The 24,863-nt window shown below is 36.6% G+C and carries 24 protein-coding genes, 1 tRNA gene and 1 rRNA gene; 1 reads left to right on the top strand and 25 read right to left on the bottom strand.

Annotation, left to right across the window (positions count from 1 at the left end; all coding sequences use genetic code 11):
• The 17 genes from D8M06_RS11735 to spoIIE form a co-directional block, all read right to left on the bottom strand.
• Window positions 1–92: ribosomal RNA gene (locus tag D8M06_RS11735) — 16S ribosomal RNA — on the bottom strand; the annotation flags it as partial.
• Window positions 93–552: 460 nt separating this feature from the next.
• Window positions 553–2,049, bottom strand: coding sequence for a lysine--tRNA ligase (gene lysS, locus D8M06_RS11730; RefSeq protein ID WP_277749481.1), 1,497 nt, complete (start codon window positions 2,047–2,049; stop codon window positions 553–555).
• A 321-nt stretch (window positions 2,050–2,370) separates the two neighbouring features.
• Complete coding sequence (locus D8M06_RS11725) at window positions 2,371–2,598, bottom strand: helix-turn-helix domain-containing protein (protein ID WP_121204585.1); 228 nt, start codon at window positions 2,596–2,598, stop codon at window positions 2,371–2,373.
• Window positions 2,580–3,080 carry a 2-amino-4-hydroxy-6-hydroxymethyldihydropteridine diphosphokinase gene (gene folK / locus D8M06_RS11720; protein WP_121204584.1) on the bottom strand — a complete coding sequence of 167 codons (501 nt, stop codon included), beginning with the start codon at window positions 3,078–3,080 and terminating at the stop codon, window positions 2,580–2,582. The genes D8M06_RS11725 and folK overlap by 19 nt, the downstream gene beginning before the upstream one ends.
• Complete coding sequence (gene folB / locus D8M06_RS11715; RefSeq protein ID WP_121204583.1) at window positions 3,077–3,442, bottom strand: dihydroneopterin aldolase; 366 nt, start codon at window positions 3,440–3,442, stop codon at window positions 3,077–3,079. Before folB ends, folK begins: the two co-directional genes overlap by 4 nt.
• Entirely contained in the window at window positions 3,435–4,271 is an 837-nt protein-coding gene (folP, locus tag D8M06_RS11710; protein WP_121204600.1) for a dihydropteroate synthase, read from the bottom strand. Before folP ends, folB begins: the two co-directional genes overlap by 8 nt.
• A gap of 199 nt (window positions 4,272–4,470) precedes the next feature.
• The gene (gene cysK / locus D8M06_RS11705) at window positions 4,471–5,403 is read right to left on the bottom strand and encodes a cysteine synthase A (RefSeq protein ID WP_121204582.1); all 933 of its coding nucleotides are present in this window, start codon (window positions 5,401–5,403) and stop codon (window positions 4,471–4,473) included.
• 116 nt (window positions 5,404–5,519) lie between these two features.
• Window positions 5,520–6,419 (bottom strand): peptidylprolyl isomerase, encoded by a 900-nt coding sequence (locus D8M06_RS11700; protein WP_121204581.1) that lies wholly within the window; start codon window positions 6,417–6,419, stop codon window positions 5,520–5,522.
• 18 nt (window positions 6,420–6,437) lie between these two features.
• A complete protein-coding gene (hslO, locus tag D8M06_RS11695; RefSeq protein ID WP_121204580.1) occupies window positions 6,438–7,307 on the bottom strand; it encodes an Hsp33 family molecular chaperone HslO in 870 nt (289 codons plus the stop codon).
• Between the two features lie 41 nt (window positions 7,308–7,348).
• On the bottom strand, window positions 7,349–8,125 hold the full coding sequence (locus D8M06_RS11690; protein ID WP_121204579.1) for a type III pantothenate kinase: 777 nt from the start codon (window positions 8,123–8,125) through the stop codon (window positions 7,349–7,351).
• A gap of 616 nt (window positions 8,126–8,741) precedes the next feature.
• Window positions 8,742–10,739 carry an ATP-dependent zinc metalloprotease FtsH gene (gene ftsH / locus D8M06_RS11685; RefSeq protein ID WP_121204578.1) on the bottom strand — a complete coding sequence of 666 codons (1,998 nt, stop codon included), beginning with the start codon at window positions 10,737–10,739 and terminating at the stop codon, window positions 8,742–8,744.
• Window positions 10,740–10,851: 112 nt separating this feature from the next.
• A complete protein-coding gene (gene hpt, locus D8M06_RS11680) occupies window positions 10,852–11,412 on the bottom strand; it encodes a hypoxanthine phosphoribosyltransferase (protein ID WP_421904361.1) in 561 nt (186 codons plus the stop codon).
• 10 nt (window positions 11,413–11,422) lie between these two features.
• Entirely contained in the window at window positions 11,423–12,823 is a 1,401-nt protein-coding gene (gene tilS / locus D8M06_RS11675; protein WP_241558938.1) for a tRNA lysidine(34) synthetase TilS, read from the bottom strand.
• A gap of 364 nt (window positions 12,824–13,187) precedes the next feature.
• The gene (locus D8M06_RS11670; protein ID WP_121204577.1) at window positions 13,188–14,123 is read right to left on the bottom strand and encodes a protein kinase domain-containing protein; all 936 of its coding nucleotides are present in this window, start codon (window positions 14,121–14,123) and stop codon (window positions 13,188–13,190) included.
• Window positions 14,086–14,826 carry a VWA domain-containing protein gene (locus D8M06_RS11665; protein ID WP_121204576.1) on the bottom strand — a complete coding sequence of 247 codons (741 nt, stop codon included), beginning with the start codon at window positions 14,824–14,826 and terminating at the stop codon, window positions 14,086–14,088. The genes D8M06_RS11670 and D8M06_RS11665 overlap by 38 nt, the downstream gene beginning before the upstream one ends.
• Before the next feature lie 425 nt (window positions 14,827–15,251).
• Window positions 15,252–15,554 carry a hypothetical protein gene (locus D8M06_RS11660; protein WP_121204575.1) on the bottom strand — a complete coding sequence of 101 codons (303 nt, stop codon included), beginning with the start codon at window positions 15,552–15,554 and terminating at the stop codon, window positions 15,252–15,254.
• Between the two features lie 15 nt (window positions 15,555–15,569).
• A complete protein-coding gene (gene spoIIE, locus D8M06_RS11655) occupies window positions 15,570–18,023 on the bottom strand; it encodes a stage II sporulation protein E (protein ID WP_421904367.1) in 2,454 nt (817 codons plus the stop codon).
• A gap of 544 nt (window positions 18,024–18,567) precedes the next feature.
• Between spoIIE and D8M06_RS11650 the strand changes: the two genes are divergently transcribed.
• A tRNA-Met gene (locus tag D8M06_RS11650) sits at window positions 18,568–18,641 on the top strand.
• 91 nt (window positions 18,642–18,732) lie between these two features.
• Here the strand turns inward: D8M06_RS11650 and D8M06_RS11645 are convergent.
• The 8 genes from D8M06_RS11645 to spoVT all read right to left on the bottom strand — a co-directional run bounded on the left by D8M06_RS11645 (window position 18,733) and on the right by spoVT (window position 24,721).
• Window positions 18,733–19,116 (bottom strand): S1 domain-containing RNA-binding protein, encoded by a 384-nt coding sequence (locus D8M06_RS11645; protein WP_121204573.1) that lies wholly within the window; start codon window positions 19,114–19,116, stop codon window positions 18,733–18,735.
• Between the two features lie 225 nt (window positions 19,117–19,341).
• Window positions 19,342–19,722 carry an FtsB family cell division protein gene (locus D8M06_RS11640; protein WP_121204572.1) on the bottom strand — a complete coding sequence of 127 codons (381 nt, stop codon included), beginning with the start codon at window positions 19,720–19,722 and terminating at the stop codon, window positions 19,342–19,344.
• Between the two features lie 62 nt (window positions 19,723–19,784).
• Window positions 19,785–20,387 carry a spore cortex biosynthesis protein YabQ gene (gene yabQ, locus D8M06_RS11635; protein ID WP_121204571.1) on the bottom strand — a complete coding sequence of 201 codons (603 nt, stop codon included), beginning with the start codon at window positions 20,385–20,387 and terminating at the stop codon, window positions 19,785–19,787.
• Window positions 20,384–20,686, bottom strand: coding sequence for a sporulation protein YabP (yabP, locus tag D8M06_RS11630; protein ID WP_121204570.1), 303 nt, complete (start codon window positions 20,684–20,686; stop codon window positions 20,384–20,386). Before yabP ends, yabQ begins: the two co-directional genes overlap by 4 nt.
• Before the next feature lie 73 nt (window positions 20,687–20,759).
• Window positions 20,760–21,017 (bottom strand): RNA-binding S4 domain-containing protein, encoded by a 258-nt coding sequence (locus tag D8M06_RS11625; protein WP_121204597.1) that lies wholly within the window; start codon window positions 21,015–21,017, stop codon window positions 20,760–20,762.
• A 5-nt stretch (window positions 21,018–21,022) separates the two neighbouring features.
• Window positions 21,023–22,471 carry a bifunctional methyltransferase/pyrophosphohydrolase YabN gene (gene yabN / locus D8M06_RS11620; protein WP_121204569.1) on the bottom strand — a complete coding sequence of 483 codons (1,449 nt, stop codon included), beginning with the start codon at window positions 22,469–22,471 and terminating at the stop codon, window positions 21,023–21,025.
• Complete coding sequence (locus D8M06_RS11615) at window positions 22,464–24,056, bottom strand: putative polysaccharide biosynthesis protein (RefSeq protein WP_121204568.1); 1,593 nt, start codon at window positions 24,054–24,056, stop codon at window positions 22,464–22,466. The genes yabN and D8M06_RS11615 overlap by 8 nt, the downstream gene beginning before the upstream one ends.
• A 128-nt stretch (window positions 24,057–24,184) precedes the next feature.
• Complete coding sequence (gene spoVT / locus D8M06_RS11610; protein WP_121204596.1) at window positions 24,185–24,721, bottom strand: stage V sporulation protein T; 537 nt, start codon at window positions 24,719–24,721, stop codon at window positions 24,185–24,187.
• Window positions 24,722–24,863 lie beyond the last annotated feature (142 nt).

Here is a 24,863-nt window from a genome sequence, read left to right as displayed (position 1 = left end):
CGAAGGAGATCAGTTAGCTTCCCGCGCTCGACTTGCATGTATTAGGCACGCCGCCAGCGTTCGTCCTGAGCCAAGATCAAACTCTCCAAAAAAGTTTGTTTTGTGATTAACACCAATCAATCACAAAGAGAATTCTTAGCTTCCAGAAGTGTTACCTTCTGTATTTTATAAAGAAAAACGAGTTTCCTTTATGTCTTAACATACTGGTTGTTTTGTTCAGTTTTCAAAGAGCAAATGTTTGTGCTGTTTTTGTAACAGCGACTTTATTAATATACCATAACGAGTTTTTAGTGTCAACTCTATTTTGATATTTTTTTATGTCTTCTTTTTTGTTACTTCCTGTCGAAGCAACGATATATAATTTATCATGTTTGCTATCAAAAATCAAGTACATTCGATTGGAAATTTATGTTTTTTTATTGGATATATAATTATGCTACTGATATTAATATTACACACTTTCTTTATTTTAAAACCAAGAACTTTAACAATACCAAAATTAAAACCTAACCAAGAGCAATAATCTTGATTAGGTTGGGTTTTTCATCTACTCTATTTAGTTCTCATTTGCGGGAATAATAATACGTCTCTAATAGATGGTGAATTAGTTAACAGCATAACTAGGCGATCAATCCCAATACCAAGTCCCCCTGTTGGCGGCATGCCGTATTCAAGAGCCTCTAGAAAATCATCATCCATAAGGTGAGCTTCGTCATTTCCTTCCTCACGTTCTTTTACTTGAGCCTCAAATCTTTCACGTTGATCAATTGGATCATTAAGCTCACTAAATGCATTCGCATGCTCACGACCTACTATAAATAATTCGAAACGATCAGTAAATCTTTCATCATCCTTATTCTTTTTAGCAAGAGGAGAAATTTCTACAGGATGTCCATAGATAAATGTTGGTTGAATAAGAGTTTCTTCAACCTTTTGTTCAAAGAATTCATTTAAAACATGACCAAACGTCATGCTCTCTTTAACATCCACACCATGCTCTTTTGCCAATGCTCTCGCTTGTTCGTCTGTCATCTTTTCCCAAAAGTCTACTCCTGTTTTCTCCTTAACGGCATCAACCATATGAAGTCTTCTCCACTTTGGTTCTAAATCAACTTCATATTCTCCATAGGTAACCTTTGTTGTACCTAGAACATCTTTCGCAATATGGGCTATTAGATTTTCCGTTAGCTCCATAATATCATCATAGTCAGCATAAGCTTCATATAATTCAATCATTGTAAACTCTGGATTATGGCGTGTTGATACCCCTTCATTTCGGAATACACGACCTATTTCATATACTTTCTCTAATCCGCCCACAATTAATCGTTTTAAATGCAGCTCAATAGCGATACGCATATATAGTGGAATATCAAGCGCGTTATGGTGTGTCACAAATGGACGTGCTGCCGCTCCACCAGGTATGCTGTGCATCATTGGTGTTTCAACTTCTAAATATTCATGGTTGTTTAAGTATTCCCTCATGGATTGAATGATTTTACTACGGAGAATAAAAGTTTGTTTACTATCCATATTAGTAATTAAATCCAAATAGCGCTGACGATAACGCTGTTCAACATCTTTAAGGCCATGATATTTCTCTGGTAGTGGGCGTAATGATTTAGACAACAATTGGAACTGTTTTGCTTTTATGGACAATTCCCCTGTATTCGTACGGAATATGTCGCCAGTTATTCCTACAATATCTCCCAAGTCTAACGTCTTAAAAACTTCATATGCGCTCTCGCCTATCGCATCTTTTCTAACATAGATTTGAATTTGACCGGTTAAATCTTGAATGTGTGCAAAACCAGCTTTTCCTTTGCCGCGTTTTGTCATGATTCTTCCTGCTACAGTAGCTTGATCTGCTTTTTCCTCTAAGTCTTCTTTAGAGAAAGGTTCATATTCTTTAACTATTTCGTCAGCTAAATGAGTACGTTCAAACTTTTCTCCAAAAGGATCCATCCCTTTTTCGCGATAATCATTTAACTTATTACGTCTTACGAGCATTTGCTCATTTAATTCTTCTGACACAATAAAGCCCTCCAGTTCATTATATAAAAATTAGTATATAAGAAAATATCATATATTTCACGTATGTAGTACTTATAACCATGATCCTATTCGTGCAAGGAGCCATTTCTTTCGTATATACTTTAGTGCATTATAACCTATCAGCTAGTCTTAAATACTAATGAATACTCTATCAATTAATATTTCACGTGTAAAGAGCATTACAGAAAGAAGAAAACCTGCCAGTAAGACTACTGACAGATTTCTGTTGAAGGTCAAGTGATAAAACATTACTTTCCGTTTCTTACATACCGTTTAAATAGTTACTACTTTCCGCCTTCTATCTTGGGCCAAACATTAGTTTCTCTTTCCATCTGTAGATTCATGTAATACTATTTCTTCCTTTGGTATATTAAGAACAGAAGAAATTTGCGATAGTAACTCATCTGTTACTTCCTTAGTTCCACGTTCAACATTTCCAATGGTTGATATAGAAACATCCAATTCTCTTGCAAAATCTATTTGTGTATACCCTTTTAACTTCCGAAAAGCCTTTACACGTTTGCCTAGCCGTTTTGAGTCCATTTCCTTACGCCCTTTATGTCTGATTCTTGAAGTAATTGTAATAATTCCCTTGCGCGTTTATTCCATAATGGAATCTTAAAATCTGGAGCAATTTCATGTAATGGAATGAGAACAAATGCACGCTCATTCATCCTCGGATGCGGAATTAGCAATTTCTCTACTGTACTATTCTCTAAATTGTATGTCAAAATGTCAAGGTCTATTGTTCTCGGACCAAAGCGAATGTTTCTTTTCCGACCAAGCCGATTTTCAATCTGCTGGCAATAATCCAGGAGGGCAAATGGCTGTAAAGAAGTCTCTATACCAACAACCATGTTCAAGAAATCAGCTTGATTAGCATAACCTACAGGTACTGTCTCATAAATTGACGACTTCCGATTAACAGTAATATCTCGGTGATCTTCCAATAATTCTATCGCTTCATCTAGGTAATCAAGTCTTGGTTCTATGTTTGTACCTAAAGATAAAAAGGCTTGGTTCATAACTTCCTCTCCCTATATATCTCTACTGCAACTGAATCATAATGTCCAACAATAGGGGGATCGGGTTTTATAATTTTTACAGTACAAGCGTTTAGTAGGTTAAATGTTTGGAACAAGTTTTCAGCAACTTGTTCAGCAACAGCCTCAATTAGATTCTTTGCTTCTCCTTCTACAATTTCCTTAATTACCTGGTAAACTTCTCCATAATGGATTGAATGATGCATATTGTCTGTTTGTCCTGCCTTTTTTAAATCTGCATATAGCTCTACATCAACACGGAAACGTTGTCCTAATCGATTCTCTTCAGGCATCAAACCATGAAAACCATAAAACTGGAGATTATTTAGTAAGATTTTATCCATTATCCGTTTCCCCCTTTCGAAGCATGGCATCCATCATTCTTGCAAGTTCAACATTCACCTTTACATTATGGACACGCACGATATGGGCACCCTTAACAATACCGAGACATGTTGTTGCACCAGTCCCTATATCGCGTTTACTTGGTTCTTTGATTTCGAGTGTACTGCCGATAAATCGTTTCCGAGATGTGGCTAATAAAAAGGGGTACCCCATCTGAACTAACTCATCTAAACGATTCATCACCATTAAGTTATCATCTGCAGCTGATTTAGCAAACCCCACACCCGGATCCAATATGATGTTATCTTTTGGTACTCCGGCGTTAACAGCTATATCAATACTTCCCTGAAGATCCATCTTCATATCGTCCATTAAGGAACGATAATTTTCATCTTCACGATTGTGCATCAAAATGATAGGTACATTTAAGTCAGCAGCAACTTTAGCAATCTCTGGGTCTTTTTTCGCTCCCCAAACATCATTGATAATGTCTGCTCCTGCCTCTACAGCATGTCGGGCAGTATCCGACTTAAACGTATCAACGGAAACCGGAATGTTGACATGTTCTTTCACTGCCTTTATTACTGGCACAACACGTTCAATCTCCTCTTTACTGTTGACAGGAACATGGCCCGGGCGTGTCGATTCACCACCTATATCAATCATATCCGCGCCCTCTTCTTCCATCTTTATCGCCTGTTCTACCGCCCTATCTACTGTTGTATACTTTCCACCATCCGAAAAGGAATCTGGAGTAACATTTAGAATTCCCATAATATGTGTTCGTTCATTTAGATGTAATGTCTTTGTTTTTGTTATAAGTTTCATACCATATCGAACCTCTTCCAACATAGCTTTATCTTTCTTATCCTATCATAAATCGCAAACAATTAACTAGCACACAACAAACTAAATATAAAACTTTGACATTTTCTAAAAAGAATAAGGTGCTTTATTGATTACAATCTATCAGTTAAGACACAAAAAGGATTGGCTCCAATATGGCACCAATCCTCTTGTTTATTTATTATTTGCTTTCATCTTCAAATTGATACAAAGGTGTTGATAAGTAACGTTCACCATTATCAGGGAATATCGCTAAAACTTTTTTCCCTTTACCTAATTCTTTAGCTACTTTTTTAGCTGCAGCTACAGCAGCACCTGCAGAGATACCACCTAAGATACCGTTTGTTTTTGCAACTTCACGTGAAGTATCAAAAGCCACTTCATTTTCAATCTTGATTACATCATCATAAACGTCGGTGTTTAGAATTTTTGGTACAAATCCTGCACCAAGCCCCTGTATTTTATGTGGCCCTGGATTACCTCCTGATAAAACCGCTGAAGCAGCAGGTTCAACCGCATATATTTTAATTCCATCAAAATTTTCTTTTAGGACCTTACCAGCACCAGTAATAGTACCACCTGTACCAATACCAGATACAAAGGCATCTAGCCCCTCGGACATTTGACTAACAATTTCTTTTCCAGTTGTTCGTTCATGTACTGCTGAGTTTGCCTCATTATTAAATTGCTGTGGCATGAAATAGCCATTTTCCTTTTGTAATTGTTCTGCTTTTGCTATTGCACCATTCATTCCATCTGGACCAGGCGTTAAAATAAGTTCGGCACCATATGCACGTAATAAATTACGTCTCTCCATACTCATAGTCTCTGGCATAACTAAGATTGCCTTATAACCCTTAGCTGCAGCAACCATCGCAAGACCAATACCAGTATTCCCACTCGTTGGTTCAATAATAGTGTCTCCCGCTTTTAATACTCCTTCTTCTTCTGCGGCCTCAATCATTGCCATTGCAATACGATCTTTAACCGAACTTCCAGGATTAAAAAATTCTAGCTTCACATAGATATCTGCGCTATTTTCATCTGTCATGTTGTTTAATTTAACAATTGGCGTTTCCCCAATTAAACCGATAATCGAATCTGCTACTCTCACACTGGTATCCTCCTTATAATTCCTACTATTCTTATATGTTTAATCTAGTCCTTTTGTTCCAATATGTCAAGAAAAAGCATGATGAATTATCAGTTTTTTTCAAATCATTCTCTGTTTTAGTCACCGTAGATCCAGTTAATATCTATCTCTTTCCATAATGGCGCTGCGGATAGGGACTGGTTTACCTCTTGCATAGCCAACTCACTTTCAATATAAGGGCTGATTTCATCATAGCTAAACTCAATAGAAGGGAGTTTACGGTGTACATAAATAAGCGCCACCTTATCAGTAGCAGAGAAAGGTTCACTATACGTATGCTCATCCAACTCTTCCGCTACCTCTTTATACCCAGTAGGGAAAAACTGACTATTCGTATGAATGAATCCAAGATAACCACCATCATCTTTCGTTTCCTCATCTAACGAATATTCCTTTGCAAGCAAAGGAAAGGAGGCGCCGTCATCAAGTTCTTGTTTTATCTTCTCAGCTGTTTTAAAATCATCCACTAAAATATGAGACAATTGCATTGATTCTGTAAAGTTATATTGATCTCCATAAGTATTATAGAATTGTCTTACTTCAGATTGCGGGACTGTAATATCCTTGGTTAATAATTTTTCTAACTGATATCGATATTGAATATCGTTGACCCATCCTTCTTCCAACTCATTAAATTCTTTCTCGGTCATCACACCTTGCATCGAAGCAAGGAAGGAAATTTCCCTTTCAATCACTTTCTTATCAATTTCAATCTCATGTACATCAGCTAACTGACGTACAACTTCCTTATCTATCATTGTCTGAAGTTTCTTTTTGCCATAGCTGTCCATAAGAGCATTTACCCAAGCTCCATATTCAATCTCTTTTCCACTGACTGTCGCAACCGCATCATTTGAGGAAACTTCTATATCGCCATTTTGAAGAACGACTTTATCATCTCTGCTAAATATAAGCAAAGTAGCAATATTAGTTATTAAAAGTACGACAACAACACTTAACAGGAACCTTTTGGACACACTGAGTACTTCCTTTCCTTACTGTTTCAGTTCTTCTAGTTCATCCTCGGTAAAATGATAAGTTTCATTACAAAAATGGCAATTCGCTTCTGCACCATGATCTTCATCAATCATGCTTTGAATTTCTTCATTACCTAATCCAGTGATGGCGTTGGCAATCCGTTCTTTTGAACATTTACAGTGGAATACTAGTGGCATTGTTTCATGAAATTTGATTTCACTGTCATCAAATAATCGCTCCAATATTTGTTCAGGTGCATTACCCTCACGAACCAGTTCAGAAATAGCAGGGAAGTTGCTGATTTGTTTTTCTAATCTGCTAATAACTCCATCATCAGCCCCAGGCATTATTTGAACAATAAATCCACCCGCAGCCAGAATGGTATGATCTGGGTTAACTAGAACACCCGCACCTACCGCAGAAGGGATTTGTTCCGAAGAAGCAAAATAATAAGTGAAGTCTTCACTTATTTCCCCTGAAATAATAGGTACTTCCCCAGTAAAGTAATCCTTGAGCCCCAAATCTTTAATTACACTAACACTTCCTTGTCTTCCAACTGCACTCGCAACATCTAGCTTACCATTTTGATTTAAATCAAAATCAACATGAGGATTAACTACATACCCACGTACTTGCCCTTTCGCATTACCATCTGTCACAATAGCACCTATTGGGCCATCACCATTCACTTTAACCGTTACAGAGTCCTTTCCCTTTAACATTGCACCCATAAGGGCGGTTATTGTTAAAGTTCTACCTAACGCCGCAGAAGCTGTTGCCCATGTATCTTGTCGCCTACGTGCTTCCTCTACCAAGTCAGAGGTGGTAGCCGCATACGCACGTACCATTCCATCATATGTCGTTGCTTTTACTAGATAATCTTTCATTTATAAATCTCCTTTATATGTCTTGTAAAAATTATTTCTCATTATAAGTCATTAACCATTTTATAGATAATATATAAACCTTTTAAGGTTAAGTGTGGATTAACAACATCAATTGTTACTGAGTCTTTTGCTACTAATTTAGATAGACCGCCAGTAGCTATAACCTTGGGCATACCATCAACTTCTTCTTTCATCCGATTAACTAATCCATCGATCATCCCTATTGTTCCATAATAAATACCGGATTGCATTGCTTCTACAGTAGAAGTTCCTACGACATTCTCCGGTGCTTCTATCTCAACTTTAGGTAGTTTTGATGCATTGCTATATAAAGCCTCCATGGAAACATTTATACCAGGCGTTATGACACCACCACAATATTCTCCTTTTTCATTAATATAACAGTAAGTAGTTGCTGTTCCAAAGTCAATAATGATTAACGGCTGAGTACCATATTCTTCTATTGCCGCCACCGCATTAACGACCCGATCAGCACCTATCTCATTCGGAGTTGGATAGTTCATTTTTAATATGGAGCTGAAATCATCCTTACCTATCACATAAGCTTCCAGTCCAAAATAATCACGGCTCATCTGTTCTAAAGCGTACATAATTGGAGGGACAACGGAAGATATTACCACTCCATCTATATCATCAAAGCTTATTCCTTTGTGCTTAAAAAATGACATTACTAACATGCCATATTCATCTTCCGTCTTATAACGGTCGGTCTTTATCCTCCACTCATATTTCAAAACATCTTGTTCAAATACACCAAGGACCATATTAGTATTACCAACATCAATCACAAATAGCATAACCCAACCACCATCCTTTATTGCAAAATATAACTGTTTATGTATGTCATACTTTCTCTGTTTTTTCGTTACTTAACGTGTAAAATATACCATACTTTACTTTTAAAACAAAAAATGATGAACAACTGTAAATTGTGAGTATATCAAAGTAAAAGGCTCTTATTGTATAGTTTGTTGCTTTTTGAAGTTTTACCGTTAATAGAAACTCCTGATATATTTAATTCAAAATAGTAGCTCTCACTTTCACTTATGAATGTTTTCTGCTGACAATCGCTCCGGCAGAATACTTGCGGTTCGCGGGCACGGCCTCAGCCTTCTCGCGGAAAGACCATAACTGCACCTGCGTCTCCTAGTAACGCTTCGAAGTAGTCTTCCTCGGAGCAAGTGCCAAAGGAATTTAGTCAGGTTGTACCTTCGCCGTGGGGTCTTCGGACACGTGCTTTTCCCTCAGGACAAGGAAGCGGAGTGTATTTCCGTAGCGGGGGCTAAGCATTATTCTGAATTAAAGATGTTCACAGTCTATGCAAAACGCAAAGTATAGTCATAGTAAAAAGCATTAAAAAATAGCCAAGTAAAAAAACAGCCACTTAGTAAAGTGACTGTTTTTGATAGCTAGTTATTTATTTTCTTCAGAAGGTTTATTTTCTTCATCATCAGATGATTCTTGAGTATTCTCCTCATCTTCCACTTTTGCTTTCGCTTCTTCATAGGAAGATCCTACTGCATCTTCATCTTCTTTAGATTGAATATTTACCTTCACATCTTCATCAGAGTCTGTAACAACAGGTTCTGGTAGCTTGCCTTCTTCAAATAACGACTTGATTTGCTTGGCATCCAATGTTTCCACTTCAAGCAAGGTTTTAGCAATAATTTCAAGTTTATCTTTGTTTTCGGTAAGAATCTTCTTCGCACGCTCATAACAGTAATTAATAAAATTTTGCATTTCTTTATCAATTTCATAAGCAATGGTATCACTATATGTTTGTTCATTTTGCAGATCGCGTCCTAAGAATACATTACCGCCGCCACCACTAGAGAACTGAAGTGGCCCAATCTTATCACTCATACCATATTCTGTAATCATCTTATGAGCAATATTAGTAGCACGTTGGAAGTCATTATGTGCCCCTGTACTTACTTCACCAAAGATAATTTCCTCCGCAACACGTCCACCTAGCAATCCAGTAATTTTGTCAAACAGTTCTGGTTTTGTCATGAAGTAGCGGTCTTCTTTAGGTAGCATAACAGCATAACCACCAGCTTGACCTCTAGGCACAATTGTAACCTTATGTACCATATCTGCTTCATCTAAAACCATTCCTATAACTGTATGCCCACTTTCATGATAGGCAACAATATTTCTTTCTTTCTTGGAAATAACTCTACTCTTCTTAGCTGGACCGGCAATAACCCGATCTGAAGCTTCATCAAGGTCATCTTTATTAATCGCCTTACGATTATCCCTTGCAGCAACCAACGCTGCCTCATTTAATAAGTTCTCTAAGTCTGCACCAGAGAAACCTGGTGTTCTCATTGCAATAGTCTTTAAATCAACCGACTCATCTAGCGGTTTATTTCTTGCATGTACTTTCAGCACAGCCTCACGACCGTTCACGTCTGGTCGATCTACTGTAATTTGACGGTCGAATCGCCCAGGACGAAGCAATGCTGGATCCAGGATATCGGCACGGTTTGTAGCAGCAATAATGATAATACCTTCATTTGCATCAAACCCATCCATTTCAACAAGTAATTGGTTTAAGGTTTGCTCACGTTCATCATGTCCGCCACCTAGTCCAGCACCACGCTGCCGACCAACTGCATCGATCTCGTCAATAAATATGATACACGGAGCGTTTTTCTTCGCATTTTCGAATAAATCACGTACACGAGAGGCACCTACCCCTACAAACATCTCCACAAAGTCAGAACCACTTATAGAGAAGAATGGAGTACCAGCTTCTCCAGCAACTGCACGAGCAAGTAAGGTTTTACCTGTACCAGGAGGTCCTACTAGAAGAACACCTTTAGGTATACGCGCACCTACAGCAGAGAACTTGCGGGGATCTTTTAGAAAGTCCACAACTTCTACCAGTTCTTGCTTTTCTTCATCCGCACCAGCAACATCTTTAAAGCGAACCTTTTTCTTCTCCTCGGTATACATTTTTGCTTTACTTTTACCAAAATTCATTACACGGCCGCCACCGCCGCCACCTTGAGCTTGGCTAAAAATAAATAATATAAATAGACCGATTAGTAAGAATGGGAGTATACCTGTTAAAAAGGTTAACCAAGGGCTAGGCTGTTCCTCTTCAATAACATTAAGAACACCCTGATCTGTAGCTGTCTGTGTAACTTGAGCAACAACATCTGTATTATCAGGTATCTGTGCTATAAAAGGAGTACCATCTTTTAATTCACCAGTTACACGATAAATACCGTTCGCTGGCTGTAATGTCATATCCTCAACATCACCTGTATTTAAAACATCCATAAAATCTCTTACATCTAGCTGTTCTCTTTCTTCACCTTGTCCATTGAATACTCCGATTACACCAATTACAACGAAGAAAATGAGCATCCAAAAGAACACATTCCGAAAAATCTGATTCATTACGTACCTCCTCCCTGACGGGGAAAAACTATAGTTCATCGTACCATATGAAAAACTTTAAATACAACTAATTTAGCTTGAATATTTTAGAAAAGTTTGGCTATTATTAAACCTATTCTTCTCCACCATAAATTTTAGGTTTTAGAACACCAATATATGGCAAATTTCGATATTTTTCTGCATAATCGAGCCCATAACCAACTACAAACTCGTTAGGAACATGAAACCCAACCATATCAGCTGTTATATTCGCAGTTCTTCCTTCTGGCTTATCCAACAAAGTAACGATTTTAATTGACTTTGCTTTACGGTATTTAAATAAGTCAACTAAGTAACTTAATGTTAACCCACTATCAATAATATCCTCAATAATGAGTAAATCTCGTCCTTCTACTTTCGTGTTTAAGTCCTTAACGATTTTTACTTCACCTGAGGAACGTGTCTCATTTCCATAACTAGAAACATCCATAAAGTCCATCTCCACGTGACAGTCTGTATAACGTAAAATATCAGACATAAAAGGCATGGCACCTTTTAATACACCGACTGCCAAAGGAAACTTTCCATCATATTCTTCTGCAAGTTGTTTGCCCAGTTCTTTACACTTATTTCTTATTTCTTCTTCTGTAATTAACACTTTTTCTATGTCGTTGTGTATATAATCCTTAAGCATGAATATCCTCCTACTTATTGCCTATAACATATTTTATCCTAACCCTAATTCCTTTTTCCTGATATGCTTTTGTTTTTCCCTTTTTTAATCCAATTAACCACAAAATCTCTCCGTTATTATCTACAATGATGGGCCAACTATTCCGCTCATCAATGGGAATTTTCTCATCAATAAAGATATCCTTTAGTTTACGGCTTCCGTTTAGCCCTTTCCAGCTCATTCTATCGCCGGGCTTTCTGGTTCTGATATGTAATGGGAGTTGTTTCTCATCTAATAAAAAATCATGAGATAATGGATCCTGATCACAACTCTCTTTTGGATACTCGGCTGTTATAACCGAGCCATTGAATAAAGTAACTTTTCCCGGAATATGTAACAGGTAATGATAGGATAAATCTTCTGAAAGAATGCTTCCTTTAAAGTGAAATTGTATTTTCCCGTAGGATTTCTCCACCTTCAACTGGGAAGGAAAATCTAAATGGCTATTGCCACCTTTGTCATTTAATAATGAGAAAAATTGCTCTTCATGCATATAGGATAAACCTTTAGGTATTTGCTTGTATAGATAGTTTAATATTAGATGAAGTGCACGTCTTTGTAAAGCTTGGGCATAATTTTTAAAAAGATCGATTTCAATAACCGCAGTATTATTTTTCTTATCAAAAACGACAAGTTCATTAACCATCTCTTTCGCTTTCACTTGTAAGAATTTCTCATCCTCATGAAGCGTTTCAGTTAAATGCTGTATGGTAGTATGTATATTATTATTTTTCTCTTTTATTAATGGAAGTATATGCTTTCTAAAGAAATTCCTTGTATAAGATGTATCAAAGTTTGTCTGGTCAATTCGTGGTTCTATCTCTGTATCTTTGCAGTAATCTAAAATACTAGCTTTCGTAATACATAAGAATGGGCGTATAATCCATCCCGACTCAAATTCCCGCTTTACTGGGATTCCGGAAAAGGCATTTGAAGTAGCAGATCTTGTCAAGCTCATTAACATGGTTTCAATTTGATCATCACCATGATGACCCAATGCAAGAAAGTCAGCTTTTACCACATTCATTTGTTTGGCAAAACATTGGTATCTCAGATCACGCGCAGCCACTTCTGTACTTAAATGTTTCTTTTTCATATAATTGGCCACATTCACAGACTCCCAGACAAAGGGAATATCCCAATTTTTACAAACCTTTTCTACATATTCTATATCTGATCGAGACTCTTCTCCTCTTAATTGATGGTCAATTGAAATAGCAATTACTTTCAAATTCCACTTTTCTCTAATACTATGAAAAAAATGTAATAAAGCCATAGAATCTGCACCACCAGATACACCAACTAGAACTGTAGCCCCATTGGTAAGCAACTGATGCTTTTTTATAAATTTAAGTACGGGTTGATTCAACATTACGCCATCTCCACTTAACCAACAATGATTTTTTAGTATTTCCATTATATATATTTTTTACTAGGAATCTCAACCAAATGATACTTATTTTTCTTTAGTCTCTTTTCTAAAACATTGTTGTTTTTGTGCGAAACATGTCGTTCCGGAAACACACTTCGCTTTTCGCGGGTCACTGGTGAGCCACCTTGTGCTATCGCAATAAAATATCTAGGTCAGGTGAAATAGCGAAGAATGGTGGCACCAAAACATTCATAACTGTCAGCGAGAGCTACTATTCTGAATAAGATTAGTTAATAGTTTCTATCAACTATCAACTGTAAAACTTTAAAAACAACAAAATATACGATAAAAAACCCTTTCTTTATTATATAAGTAAAGAAATGAGATAGTACCCTAGTGCGACAAATGAAATTCCTCCTATTTCTAAATAAAAGGGGATATTGGAATTTTGTTGCTTTGATCTTTTCTTCAACCTGCTTTTATTTTGTGCTTGGTAGAGGAGTTTAGTTACATCGCTTTTCATTTCATCACTAGTTTGATATTTCCCTGCAATTGCTTTCTTTAAAGGCTGTCTGTATGGTTCTAAAGCTTTGACATTATCTAATTTCTTAAACAAGAGTTTCTCAGATTGAGCAACTCTTTCAAATCTCTTTGGATAATAGATATTTAGGAAAACCATCGCTAATGCAAAAAGATCATAACTTGGTTCTGCCTTTCTGGTTCCAAGTCCCCAATAACCTCGATCATAAAACTCTGTATACTCTTTGATTGCCCTTCCTTGTTGAGTTGTACCTCCTACGTCCACCCATCTAACACGTTTTGGCGACGATAAAACCATTAAATTATCTAACTTTAAGTCTCCAAAAACCCAACCAGAACGATGAAGCTCTTCTAAATCCTCAAGCAGTTGCAGTAAGAAGACCCCAATCCAAACACTTCCATGTTTTTTTATAAAATGTGACATAGGCTCCCCTTTTAAATACTCCATAACGTAAAAGGAAAAGGAAGTCCCATATGGAGATTTCCAATCATCTACATCCAACAAATAAGGTCCAAGTCTTCTTCCTTGGACCTGTTGCAATGACTTTAACACATTTACTTCTACTGTCATGGATGTGCCTTTCTCACTTATCTTAAGGGCAGCTAATTTTCCTTCCGTCTCACACAAGTAGACAGTCCCAATTGCACCTTCACCTAATTTTTGTTTGATTAAGTATTGTTTATTGTGCCACTTACCAGTAATTAAGGTCCCTGGCTTAAAGTCAATATCCTGTTTCTTCCACGTCTGATTCATCTTCATTTCTTAAGCTCCTTAGTAAGCTTTTCTTGCCAAATTGATACATCGCTTCCCGTAACGCTGGACCTGTTGGGGTGATACCACCACTTGTTAGTTTTGGGAAGACCTCTGAAATAGAGTTAAGTTGTGGGGACCAATCTAAGATTTTCTGTATATCTTTTCGTTTTCCAGGAAAGCTAAAAATACAAAATCGATTCTTGCCAATACGAGAATTCAGACTAATAGATAAATCAATCAATGATTCTTTTACTGTTGGGAGTTTTTCATGCATACTAGCACTAGTATCTACTAATACAACCACTTCTAAATCACTCGTTTCACCTAAATCCTCCACGACTTCCATAATTTCACCGCGTTTTTCTGGTTCAACGTCTTCTAATGATTGGCTAGATCCCAATATCTGCTTTAGTTCTTTATTTACAAATCCTTGAATTGTCTGTGTCATCGCCTGCTTTGTTACCATTTGTACTGTCTGTGATAATGATTCCCGATAAACTATCTGGCTCACACCACCACCAGAAAGAGCTATATCCTCAACTTCTTGTAGACCGTCTACATCTTCAACTTGCTTGTCATCCAAAACACCTATAACGTTCACCGTGATTCCTTGCTGATTAGCAATCGCAGCAACAGCGGCAGGATCCTCACCTTTATTCGAACAACCGTCTGTAATCAATAGAATTTGTTTCAATGTCCCTTTTTTCAAAGCCCAAAACCTCCCTTATATTCCACTAGCATCATCCCCAAAATATGGGAAAAGTATACATAAGATAGCCGAAGGGAGGGTTTGATTAAAAGCTTTATATGTAGCCTCTTTTCGTATAATTTATTACTTTTACAACTTTTATTTTTATAGTTGATAGAAACTCTTGATAATCTGAATTCAGAGTAAAGTGCTTAACTTTCGCTACGGAAATACACTACGCTTTCCGCGGGGAGGCTGAGACCGTACCCGCGAACCGCAAGTATTCTGCCGGAGCGAATGATTGCACATTTCAAACATAAGTGTGAGCGAGAGCTATATTATTCTGAATTAAATATATTCGCTCTTTATATAAAGTGGGAAGAAATAACAAGCAACAACCTTTCAAAAAAGATCCTATATGTATGGAGGACGCAGTCATTGTGGTTTTAATAGATACATCCACTTAGATTAAATTTATAGATGCACAACTGATAACTTATAGCCGAAGGACTCCCTCTTACGGTAATACTGGTAAGCATGCATTCATGTTTTACAATAGATGTTGTCCTCCCTGTCCGAGTCTCATCTATAGCCGTTCGCTCTCTTTCTTCTTCGTGAAAGATAAGTCTTCGCTCTTTTCCAACGGTCCATATACGCTCCATATTAAAATGGAAAATAGCCTCTTCTTGCTTACGATTAACATAATACACAAATACTAAAATAAAGCGCTTCATTAATGATTGAATCATAACTATTCATCTCCTTTATAATGCTCTATCACTGTATACAGGTACTGCTGCCCATTTAGGTTGATTTTTTTGTATCTTAGCAACCAGTACAGTCATATCATCATCAATTTCTCCTGACTTCGATCGAATCACTTCTTCCAGTAAAAGATCTGCAATTTCCTGAGGGTCATCTGTCGCCATTTCCCTAAGTTTCCGCTTCATCCAAAGATCTGTGTTTTCAACATGGGTCGGTCCATCAAAGATGCCATCACTCATCATAATTAACAAATCCTCAGAAAGTAATTGTTCACTGACAATATCTACATCAAATTCTTGAATGATTCCAATAGGAAGATTACTAGCTTCAATCTTTATTACATTATCACCCCTTTTAATAAAGCTTGGTGTTGATCCTATCTTTAAAAACTGTACAAAAGCATCGTGTAAATCAATAACCGCAAGATCTAACGTTGCAAACATTTCATCTGTCGTTCGCAGTGATAAGATGGAATTAATAGATTTAATTGCCACTTTTTCCGGTATTCCTGTTTGTAGAATTTGCTGCAATAATCGAAGGGTCTCCACACTTTCTTCTCTAGCACGCTTACCATTTCCCATTCCGTCACTTATGGCCATGGCATATTTACCAGCTCCTAACTCTATTGTTGTAAAACTATCACCTGATACAACTCCACCACCTTTCGCCGCATTTGCAGCACCTGTTGAGACAACAAATTCTCTTGCTGAACCAAATGCAAAGTAACTTGTCCCATTTGGGAACGGAGAAATTTCCTCCTGTTTAACCACAATCATTTCATCAAGGATATCTGATAATATAGGTGCAATTAATTTCGCACCTTCTCCGTGATAATTATAAAATGAAGCAGTCAATTCAATGTCAACACTTCCTTTCTCTAGGGAAAAAATATCTAATTTTTCTGGTTCGATACCAATATGCTCTAATCCATGAATAATTTGCCTTTCCTGAATTTCATGATTCTGTCGTTCTTTTAAAATTTCTTTAGCGAAGTCGCCCATAACTTCTGAAACACCTTGCAGCTGATCTGCAACTAACCGTTTACTTTCTAGTACCTGCTGTTTTAATTTACGATTGGCTTCGAAAAAGGTAATCTCTTCCTTCATGATGCCTATTACCTTTTTCGATTTAACACAATGATTCTCAAATTCCCTCATTACCTTATGATTTGGACTTAATCCATCAGCTATATCCTCCTTTATATCCTCCATAAGTGTATACGTTGTATCAAATTCCTTTTGCCAGCATCGATCCTTCATGAAACACGTCTGACAAGTTCTCTCGGTTACTTGCGAGAGGAAATAATCTGTTTCCTTTTTCTTTTCATCATCATCTATTGTGTACACATCAGTTGTTTCAAAACTTTTTGCGAGGGCATCGAACACACCGGAAAATTGCTCTACCCGCTTCGCTGTAACATTCCTTACCTTTTGCAAATATCTTTCCTGTTCATTGGTATACTCCTCTGTACCTGGTATATATCTTGCTATTTTGTTAAACCATGATGCTGGAGTAATCAGAAACAATACAATAGCTATCCCAGATTCAATTACAGATGGAATCAAATCTACCGTATTGCCATAAATACCTATTAAAAAGGTACCTACTAGTAATCCAATTCCTACCCCTATCTTCCTCCCTTCCTTTAGTAATCCTCCTAGCAACCCTGAGAAGGCTAAGAGACTCATTTGATACAAGTTGGCTACGTTGGCTAAGGATAAGATTAACCCCGCCACTACACCAACAGTAGACCCAATCGCAGCACCTCCTACAAAAGCAAAAATTAGCACAAAGTATCGTGAGAAGATTTGTTCTAATGATGCACCATAATAAATCTCCCAACCTATCATTCCTGTTAATATAGAGGCAATGAGAATTATCATACAGACAATTTCCTCATTTTTTAGTGTGGGTTTATACCTTTTTGGTGATAATAATGGAATGCTTTGCATAAAGATTAATACTAGGACAGTACCTAATACTCCTTCAACAGCCAAAAGCATCCATTCGTATGAAGTTAGCTGACTATTAATTGAATATAAAAAAATGCGAGATAAAGCAGTTGATAGAAACACAAATAATGGCACTAGTATTTGTTGACTCTTCCTATTTTTAAATAAAGCAGCTAAGAAAATAAATACAATCATCGACAATGCAATAAATACACTATGAATAACAGAAAAACTTAGTGCACCTATTAAAACGGCAATCATCGTATGGAAGGTTTTTTTCCGATCTACAAACCAGATAGTTGCAATAAATGCCACCGCAAATGGTGAAACATTTGATAAAATGACTGCTCGTCCCAATAAGAAGCCAACAATAAAAAACAACCATCCTTTTTCCAACAAGATTGAACTCATTTTTATGGAGAATCGATTCCTTATTTTCTCTACCTGTTTGTTTTTTTGCACACCAAAGCCTTTTGTTTCCATCTTTGGAACAGAACTCATCATAATACCCACTCCTATCTTTTCAACTAGTAAATCACACTATGACTCTTTTTTTTGTCAAAACATCAGTGCTAATCCAAAAAATCGTTCGACGGCTTTCTATGCAATATGCAAATTTCAACAAATAAGTGTTGGGTATGTATGCGCGCGATATCTCTTTAGAAATTTATTGGCATATTTGCTATCTTAATGCCTGACAGAGTCGCATCCTAAATTTGATAAAGAAACATAGCTAGGCAACATAGTGGCGTTGGAATAAAAGATAAGGTAAGCATAGATGTTAAAAAAGTGGGGGCTTAGACCTAAAGAAAATAGTTTAAAGGCATCTTATTTAAGCGGAGTCTTTGCCGAATTGCATAGTGATATGGCGAATTTCGTAAACCATTCTCGTCAATTTATGGTTTTTATACATTTTCTTCTAATAATTATTTGCGTAATTTTCTAACATACAAAAATCTATTGACAGTCGACATTTCATCCTGTATTATATTTCTTGTTGCTGATTCGGAATTTGCGATTCCCAAAGTAATGCACTAATTATCATGGCGGCGTAGCTCAGCTGGCGAGAGCGTACGGTTCATACCCGTGAGGTCGTGGGTTCGATCCCCTCCGCCGCTATCAATATAAGGATTAAAAAAAGCAGATGCCTATAAACAGGCATCTGCTTTTTCTCATATATTAGAGCATTAACTATAATAGACAGCAACTGCTAGCCCCTTTTAGCACCCCGACCTCCACGTTTGGATTCCGTGTGCTTCTTCAAAGAGGCCAAACGGTCTTCGGAATCTTTGAGAAAGCGACTCATTTTAGCTTCGAAATTTTCCTGACGCTCCTTTTTGACTTTAGGACGAACTGGACGGTCTTTGGCCTTTTTAATGGACAATCCAATTTTGCCATCCTTCTCGACATTAATGACTTTAACTTCAACTTCATCTCCGACTTTCAAATGGTCGTTAATGTCCTTAACATAGTTGTCGGCAACTTCACTAATATGAACAAGACCCGTTTTTCCTTTTTCGAGTTCAACAAATGCTCCAAAATTAGTGATTCCTGTTACCTTCCCTTGCAGCTTGCTGCCTACTTCGATTGACATAAAAAAAATGCTCCTCCTTAAAAGATTAGATAAAGTAAAACTTCTATAAGTTTAGGATTTCCCCAAACCATAAATTAAATGGAACGTATCGCGCTTATGTGGGCAAATTATCCACGAACTATACTTGGGTTGTTCTTTTTTTATGAGCTCAGCGATAATTCCGCCCAGTAACCTGCAATAACTGCGATAAGTTCAATTATAGTATATTAATCTTACGAAAAAGTGTCAATAAGACGGTTCTTCATCAGGTATGGTAAATATAAGTTCCCCTTCTTTAGATAAGAAATAATTAGTTCTAGCTATATCTAAAACATAATCCTCATTATTTAATAAATTGATTTCTTCCTTCAAATTTTCTTCTTCTTGTTTTAACTCAGCTAATTCTTTTTCAAGCTGTTCATACTGTTCTTGTTTTTCCGCATGAAGTACACGTTGTTTTACATGGTATCCAGCCATGCTTCCGATTATAACCAGTGTAACCAAAGAAAATAGAACCAAACGACGAATCAGTCGTTGCTTTTTCCTTTTTTGCCTTTCTATGTATACATCATACTGCTCCATATAGTTTGAATCTATTTTAGTAACGGTTTTCTTCTGAGAAGACAAAGCTTCTACCTCCTCTTTGACTTTATAAGTCTAGTTTCAGCTTCCGTGCTTTAAGCGTTAATTTAACGGTCGCTTCCACCTTTTATATACTTCATCCATTTAATTACTATATTCTTTATTTTACTATAAAATCCTGCTTGTTGGTGCAAAAATCTTTGAAAACTTTTTGGAAGTATACGATAGATGCCAGTTACAATCCATCTTATAGGAGCAAATAGAAGCTTTGCAATAAATTGAATGATTGTCCATAAAATAGTTAATATCCACAATACAATGGCGAATATTGTAGTTATTATCCATGTAATAGGTTTTATTATTAAGGCTTGTACAACTCTTCTGCAAAAACGATAAACAGAAGCAATCATTCGTATAATGTATTCTAATAACCGTTTATAACTACTAGCAGCAAATACTTGATACATAGCAAAGCCAAGCAGGCATGCTGCAAAGATATAAAACCTTATCTCACCTGCATTCACCTGGAATAAAATATAGAATAAAATAATTGTTTGCGTAAGCCAAAAACATATCTCCATTACGTATGTTAGAGGGATGTTATTCTTCCAATATGGAGTGAAACGGCGAAAGGTATCAAGTATCATTCCTAAATAAAACCCGCCACCTATCATCGTTATCATCGTTAAAAATTGAACGCTGAGCGTCATCTAAATAACTTGCTAAAGAATCCTTTAGCTTTCTCCTGCCCCTGATCATCTACATACGAAAGCTCATAGATTTTTCCCTTAATTGTCACAACTCCCTCACCTACGTCCAGGTTTTTTAATTGCAGGTTCTGGCCACGAACGATTAAATAGCCCATTACTGTTTCTAGTAGAAATTCTTCATTATCGAAGCTATCAACTTCCTTAACTCCTGTGATTTCCAGATTCCTACGATTATTTAATTTCAAGAAATGATCCGTTTGCACCCGTGTCACATTTTCTTTATTATCATAATAATTCATAATAAAATGCCCTCCTTATCATTAACAATTTATGATAAGGGGGACAAGTATAGAACAGGAAACTAGATAAATCTTAATCAACCTTTTCTTCTTTTACTATCGTATAGAGTGTCTCTGCTTCATCCTTTTTTACAATTTCCCGTAGATCATTTACCTTAAACGTAACAATCTTCTGTCCAAAGCGAATTTTGAGTTCATCCCCTTGTGAAAGGGTAGAGGATGCCTTTGCTTTATTACCATTAATAGTAATCCTGCCTTGTTCTGCTACTTCCTTTGCTAATGTTCGTCGCTTAATGATCCTTGAAATCTTTAAAAATTTATCCAATCTCATAATAATCACTCTCTTTCTTTCTTCTTGTTCCATAAGGCATCCATCTCAGCTAAGGAGGAGTGGTGGATATCCTTTCCTTGTTTACTGAGCTGTTCCTCAATATAGGTAAAACGAGATATAAATTTTTGATTTGTTTGTTCTAAGGCTATTTCTGGGTTGATATTATAATATCTTGTTAAATTTGCTAGGACAAACAAAACATCGCCAAATTCCTTTTCTACTTCTAGCTTATCTTTTATTTCAATAGCCTCTTTAACTTCTCCTACTTCTTCGTCTAACTTATTCCAAATGTCTGAGACTTCATCCCAATCAAAACCTACCTTCGCCGCCTTCCTCTGTAATTGGTAAGCTTTTGCTAGAGAAGGCATAGGTTTGGGAACACCGTCTAAAACAGACTTCCGCTTGTTACCTTTTTCTTTTTTCTTAAGTTCTTCCCAATTCCTTGTAACATCATCAGCTGTTTCAAGCTTTGCATCTCCAAAAACATGTGGATGGCGATATATCATCTTATTGGTAATACCACGAATTACATCATCTACCGTAAAGTACCCATTGTCTTCACCGATTTGGCTATGCAGCATAACGTGCATAAGTATATCACCAAGTTCTTCTATTATCCCTTCATCATCTTGATTATCAATTGCTTCGATTAGTTCGTAAATTTCTTCAATAGAATGTTCTCTTAGGGATTCATGTGTCTGTTTCCGATCCCATGGACAACCATTAGGTCCACGCAAAGTTCTCATAACTGCTCTTAAATTTTCAAAGCGATGATTTAATAATTCTGTTGGCACAGGTGGAACATAAACGCTTGTTAAATTACTGATTTCAACTTGATGGTCCAATTCTTCTAATGGGACAGTTCTTATTACCTCATCACTACTTCCCACCGCTTCTAGTAACGTTACTTCGTAATTAGGTGGTAAATCCTCTAATAAAGCTAACTTAACATCGGATGCGATAAATTGGTCATACACCTGGCAAAAGATAAGATGCCCACGATATTGAAGTTGGCTCCGTTCAAAGGAAGTCCCATCAATAAATTGAAAACCTTCAATTGGATCAATCTGTAGCGCCGTAAACATATCATCCAAATAGCTTTGGCCACCAGTAATCTCCACTTCAACTTCTGTTTGTTCCAATAATAATTGGACGGTTTTTTCAGCAAGCATGGGATGTCCTGGTACTGTATAAATTATCCCCTCTGAATTTTTAGCTTTCTCTATTAATGTTGCAACGATTTGATTATATACCAATTCGAATCCTTTTTCAGACTCATAAATATAATCAAAACCAAAAAAATTGATACCCTCCAGTTTTAATGCATCAATTACTGGATGGTCTAATGTACGAGTATATATTTCTGATTTCTGAGCTGTTAGTTTTTTGTAAATCCCTAATGATAATTGATTAACATCTCCTGCGCCTAAACCAATAATCTCGATTCTACTCATTTTTTTCCCTCTCTCTATAAATTCTTATAAACAAAGAGGCATAAGGTAATAACAATAATTCCCTTTCTGAAAACACCTTACCTCTTAATAAGCTAAATAAAAATATAGCAGCTCCTGTTGTAACCAAGAATAGGACATATAGTAGTAACTGTACACGTGACAGTAACAAACTTTCCGGGAAAACGAAATCTACAAATAACAAATATACAAGCATTAGCATAGAAGCCTTCAAAAGGGAAATCCACTGTATCTGATTTAATAATTGCAATCCAGGCAACTTCCGCCTTAAGTCGAATAATACAACTATAAGTAATCCAAGCAAACTGAAAACAGTTGCCAATGCTCCTCCAGTTATACCCATAATTGAAACAAGGAATTGATTTAATATCCATTTTGCAAATAATGCTAGTAAAATAAAAGCTGCTGTACGTTTTATATAACCTAATCCTTGAAGTATAGAAGATGCTGTTATGGCTACCGAAGAAAGAAAAATGGAAAGTACTAATATTTGTAAATTTACAGTCCCTTTATCATCTTGATATAGCAACGTGTTTGTTTCTGGGAAGATTGCAATTAACCCTATGGTTGCACCAACAGCTAAATAAAAACTAAAGAGTAAGGCACTACGTATGTAAAAATTAAATTCCCCTTCATTCTCTTCCAGTTTATGTTTTGATAGAGATGGAATTAATGCAAGGGCAAAAGAAGAACCGAGTACCGTTCCTAGCTGAATTAACGGTTGACCTCTATCAAAGATACCTTTAGTTTCCATAGCTTCTGCTTTTGATAAACCATAATCCATTAAACTCGGTATTAAGGTGAAGGCATCTGCAAATTGAATAACCAATAGCAACATATGATTTAATGCTGCAATCACTCCTAGAAACAAGAGTGTCTTGACATAATAATTCCATGGAATAACATGCTTTTCCATGGAAACTGGCTTATATTTCACAAAAAATAGTAGCAGTACAAGTATAGCGGCAAACGCTCCACTAAGAGAGGCAATTGCTGCTGATTGACCTATCTTATAAAAATCCAACGAATGATTAGCCACAAGTACTGCTGCTCCTATTATTATCGCCACACGAGTGAGTTGTTCAAATACTTGTGAATATGCTGTTGGTTTCATATAAAGATTACCTTGAAAAACCCCACGCAATAACGCGGTAAAGGGGACAAATAAAAATACAAATGCTGCAAACTGATATGTATTCGTTAACTTACTGTCTCCAATCCAAACAGCTAACTTATCTGCATTAAATAACATGAAAAGGAATAATACTCCATTGATAACTAATAAGATGAAGAAGAGTGGCAAATAAAAATTACGGAAGGATGGTCTTTTGCCACTTAGTCTCATTTCTGCCATCATTTTGGAAATTGCCTGCGGAAAACCATATAATGAAAGCATCATTGCTATCCCTAAGATAGGATACACCTGCTGATATATATAAAACCCCACATCGCCTGTTAAATTTTGGAGTGGAACTCGATATCCCGCACTTAGAACTTTACTAATTAAACCCGCCAAGCTTAATAATAATGCCCCTTTTACGAGCCGGTTTGTTTCATTTTCTTCCATCACTAACGTCCTTTTTGTTCATTTCTACATCATTATAGCATAAATGGAAAGGAGCTATTGTGTACCCTATTAATTTTGGGTTAAAAATAAGCAAAAACCAGACATTGCTGATTTTTGCTTGTAACATACTACTCCATCTGCCTGGCTAGAAAACCAGAAGCAGTTTCTGCTGATTTTTGTTCGACATTACTAAGTTTATTTCCATCTTTCGAAAACATAAGCACACACCCGATTGGGTCTCCGTTAGCAATTATGGGACTAATACAGTAAGAATCAACTTCTTGCTCTTTTCCATCAAGAATTTCTAATGTATTTGTTTCTGATTCAAAAAGGGTTGTGCGATTTTCAATTGTTTTAGTTATTTGTGAACCAATCACTTTATTTAAGTAATCTTTCTTTGATTCACCGGCCACTGCTATTACTTCATCTCGATCACAAATTAAAACAGGGAACTGAAGTGAATCAAACAATGCTTCTGCATATTCCTTTGCAAAGTGCCCTAGTTCATTAATAGGTGAGTATTTTTTCAAAATAACTTCGCCTTCTCTATCGACGAAAATTTCCAGTGGATCTCCTTCACGTATACGTAGAGTTCTTCTGATTTCTTTAGGAATTACAACTCTCCCTAAATCATCAATTCGACGTACAATACCTGTAGCCTTCATTTGAGTATCCTCACTTTCTATGATGATTATACTTGCTTCCGTTTTTTCCACAGATTAGAAAGTATAAGCTTTCTTCTGGATAAGTGTAACGACGGCTCATAAATAAGTGTTTACCGAGCCAAAGCCACTAATAAAAACTCTC

Source organism: Oceanobacillus halophilus, from assembly GCF_003628505.1.
Classification (GTDB): Bacteria; Bacillota; Bacilli; order Bacillales; family Amphibacillaceae; genus Oceanobacillus; species Oceanobacillus halophilus.
The sequence above is the reverse complement of the archived record's forward strand: the minus strand, read 5'-3'. Positions and strand labels throughout refer to the sequence as shown.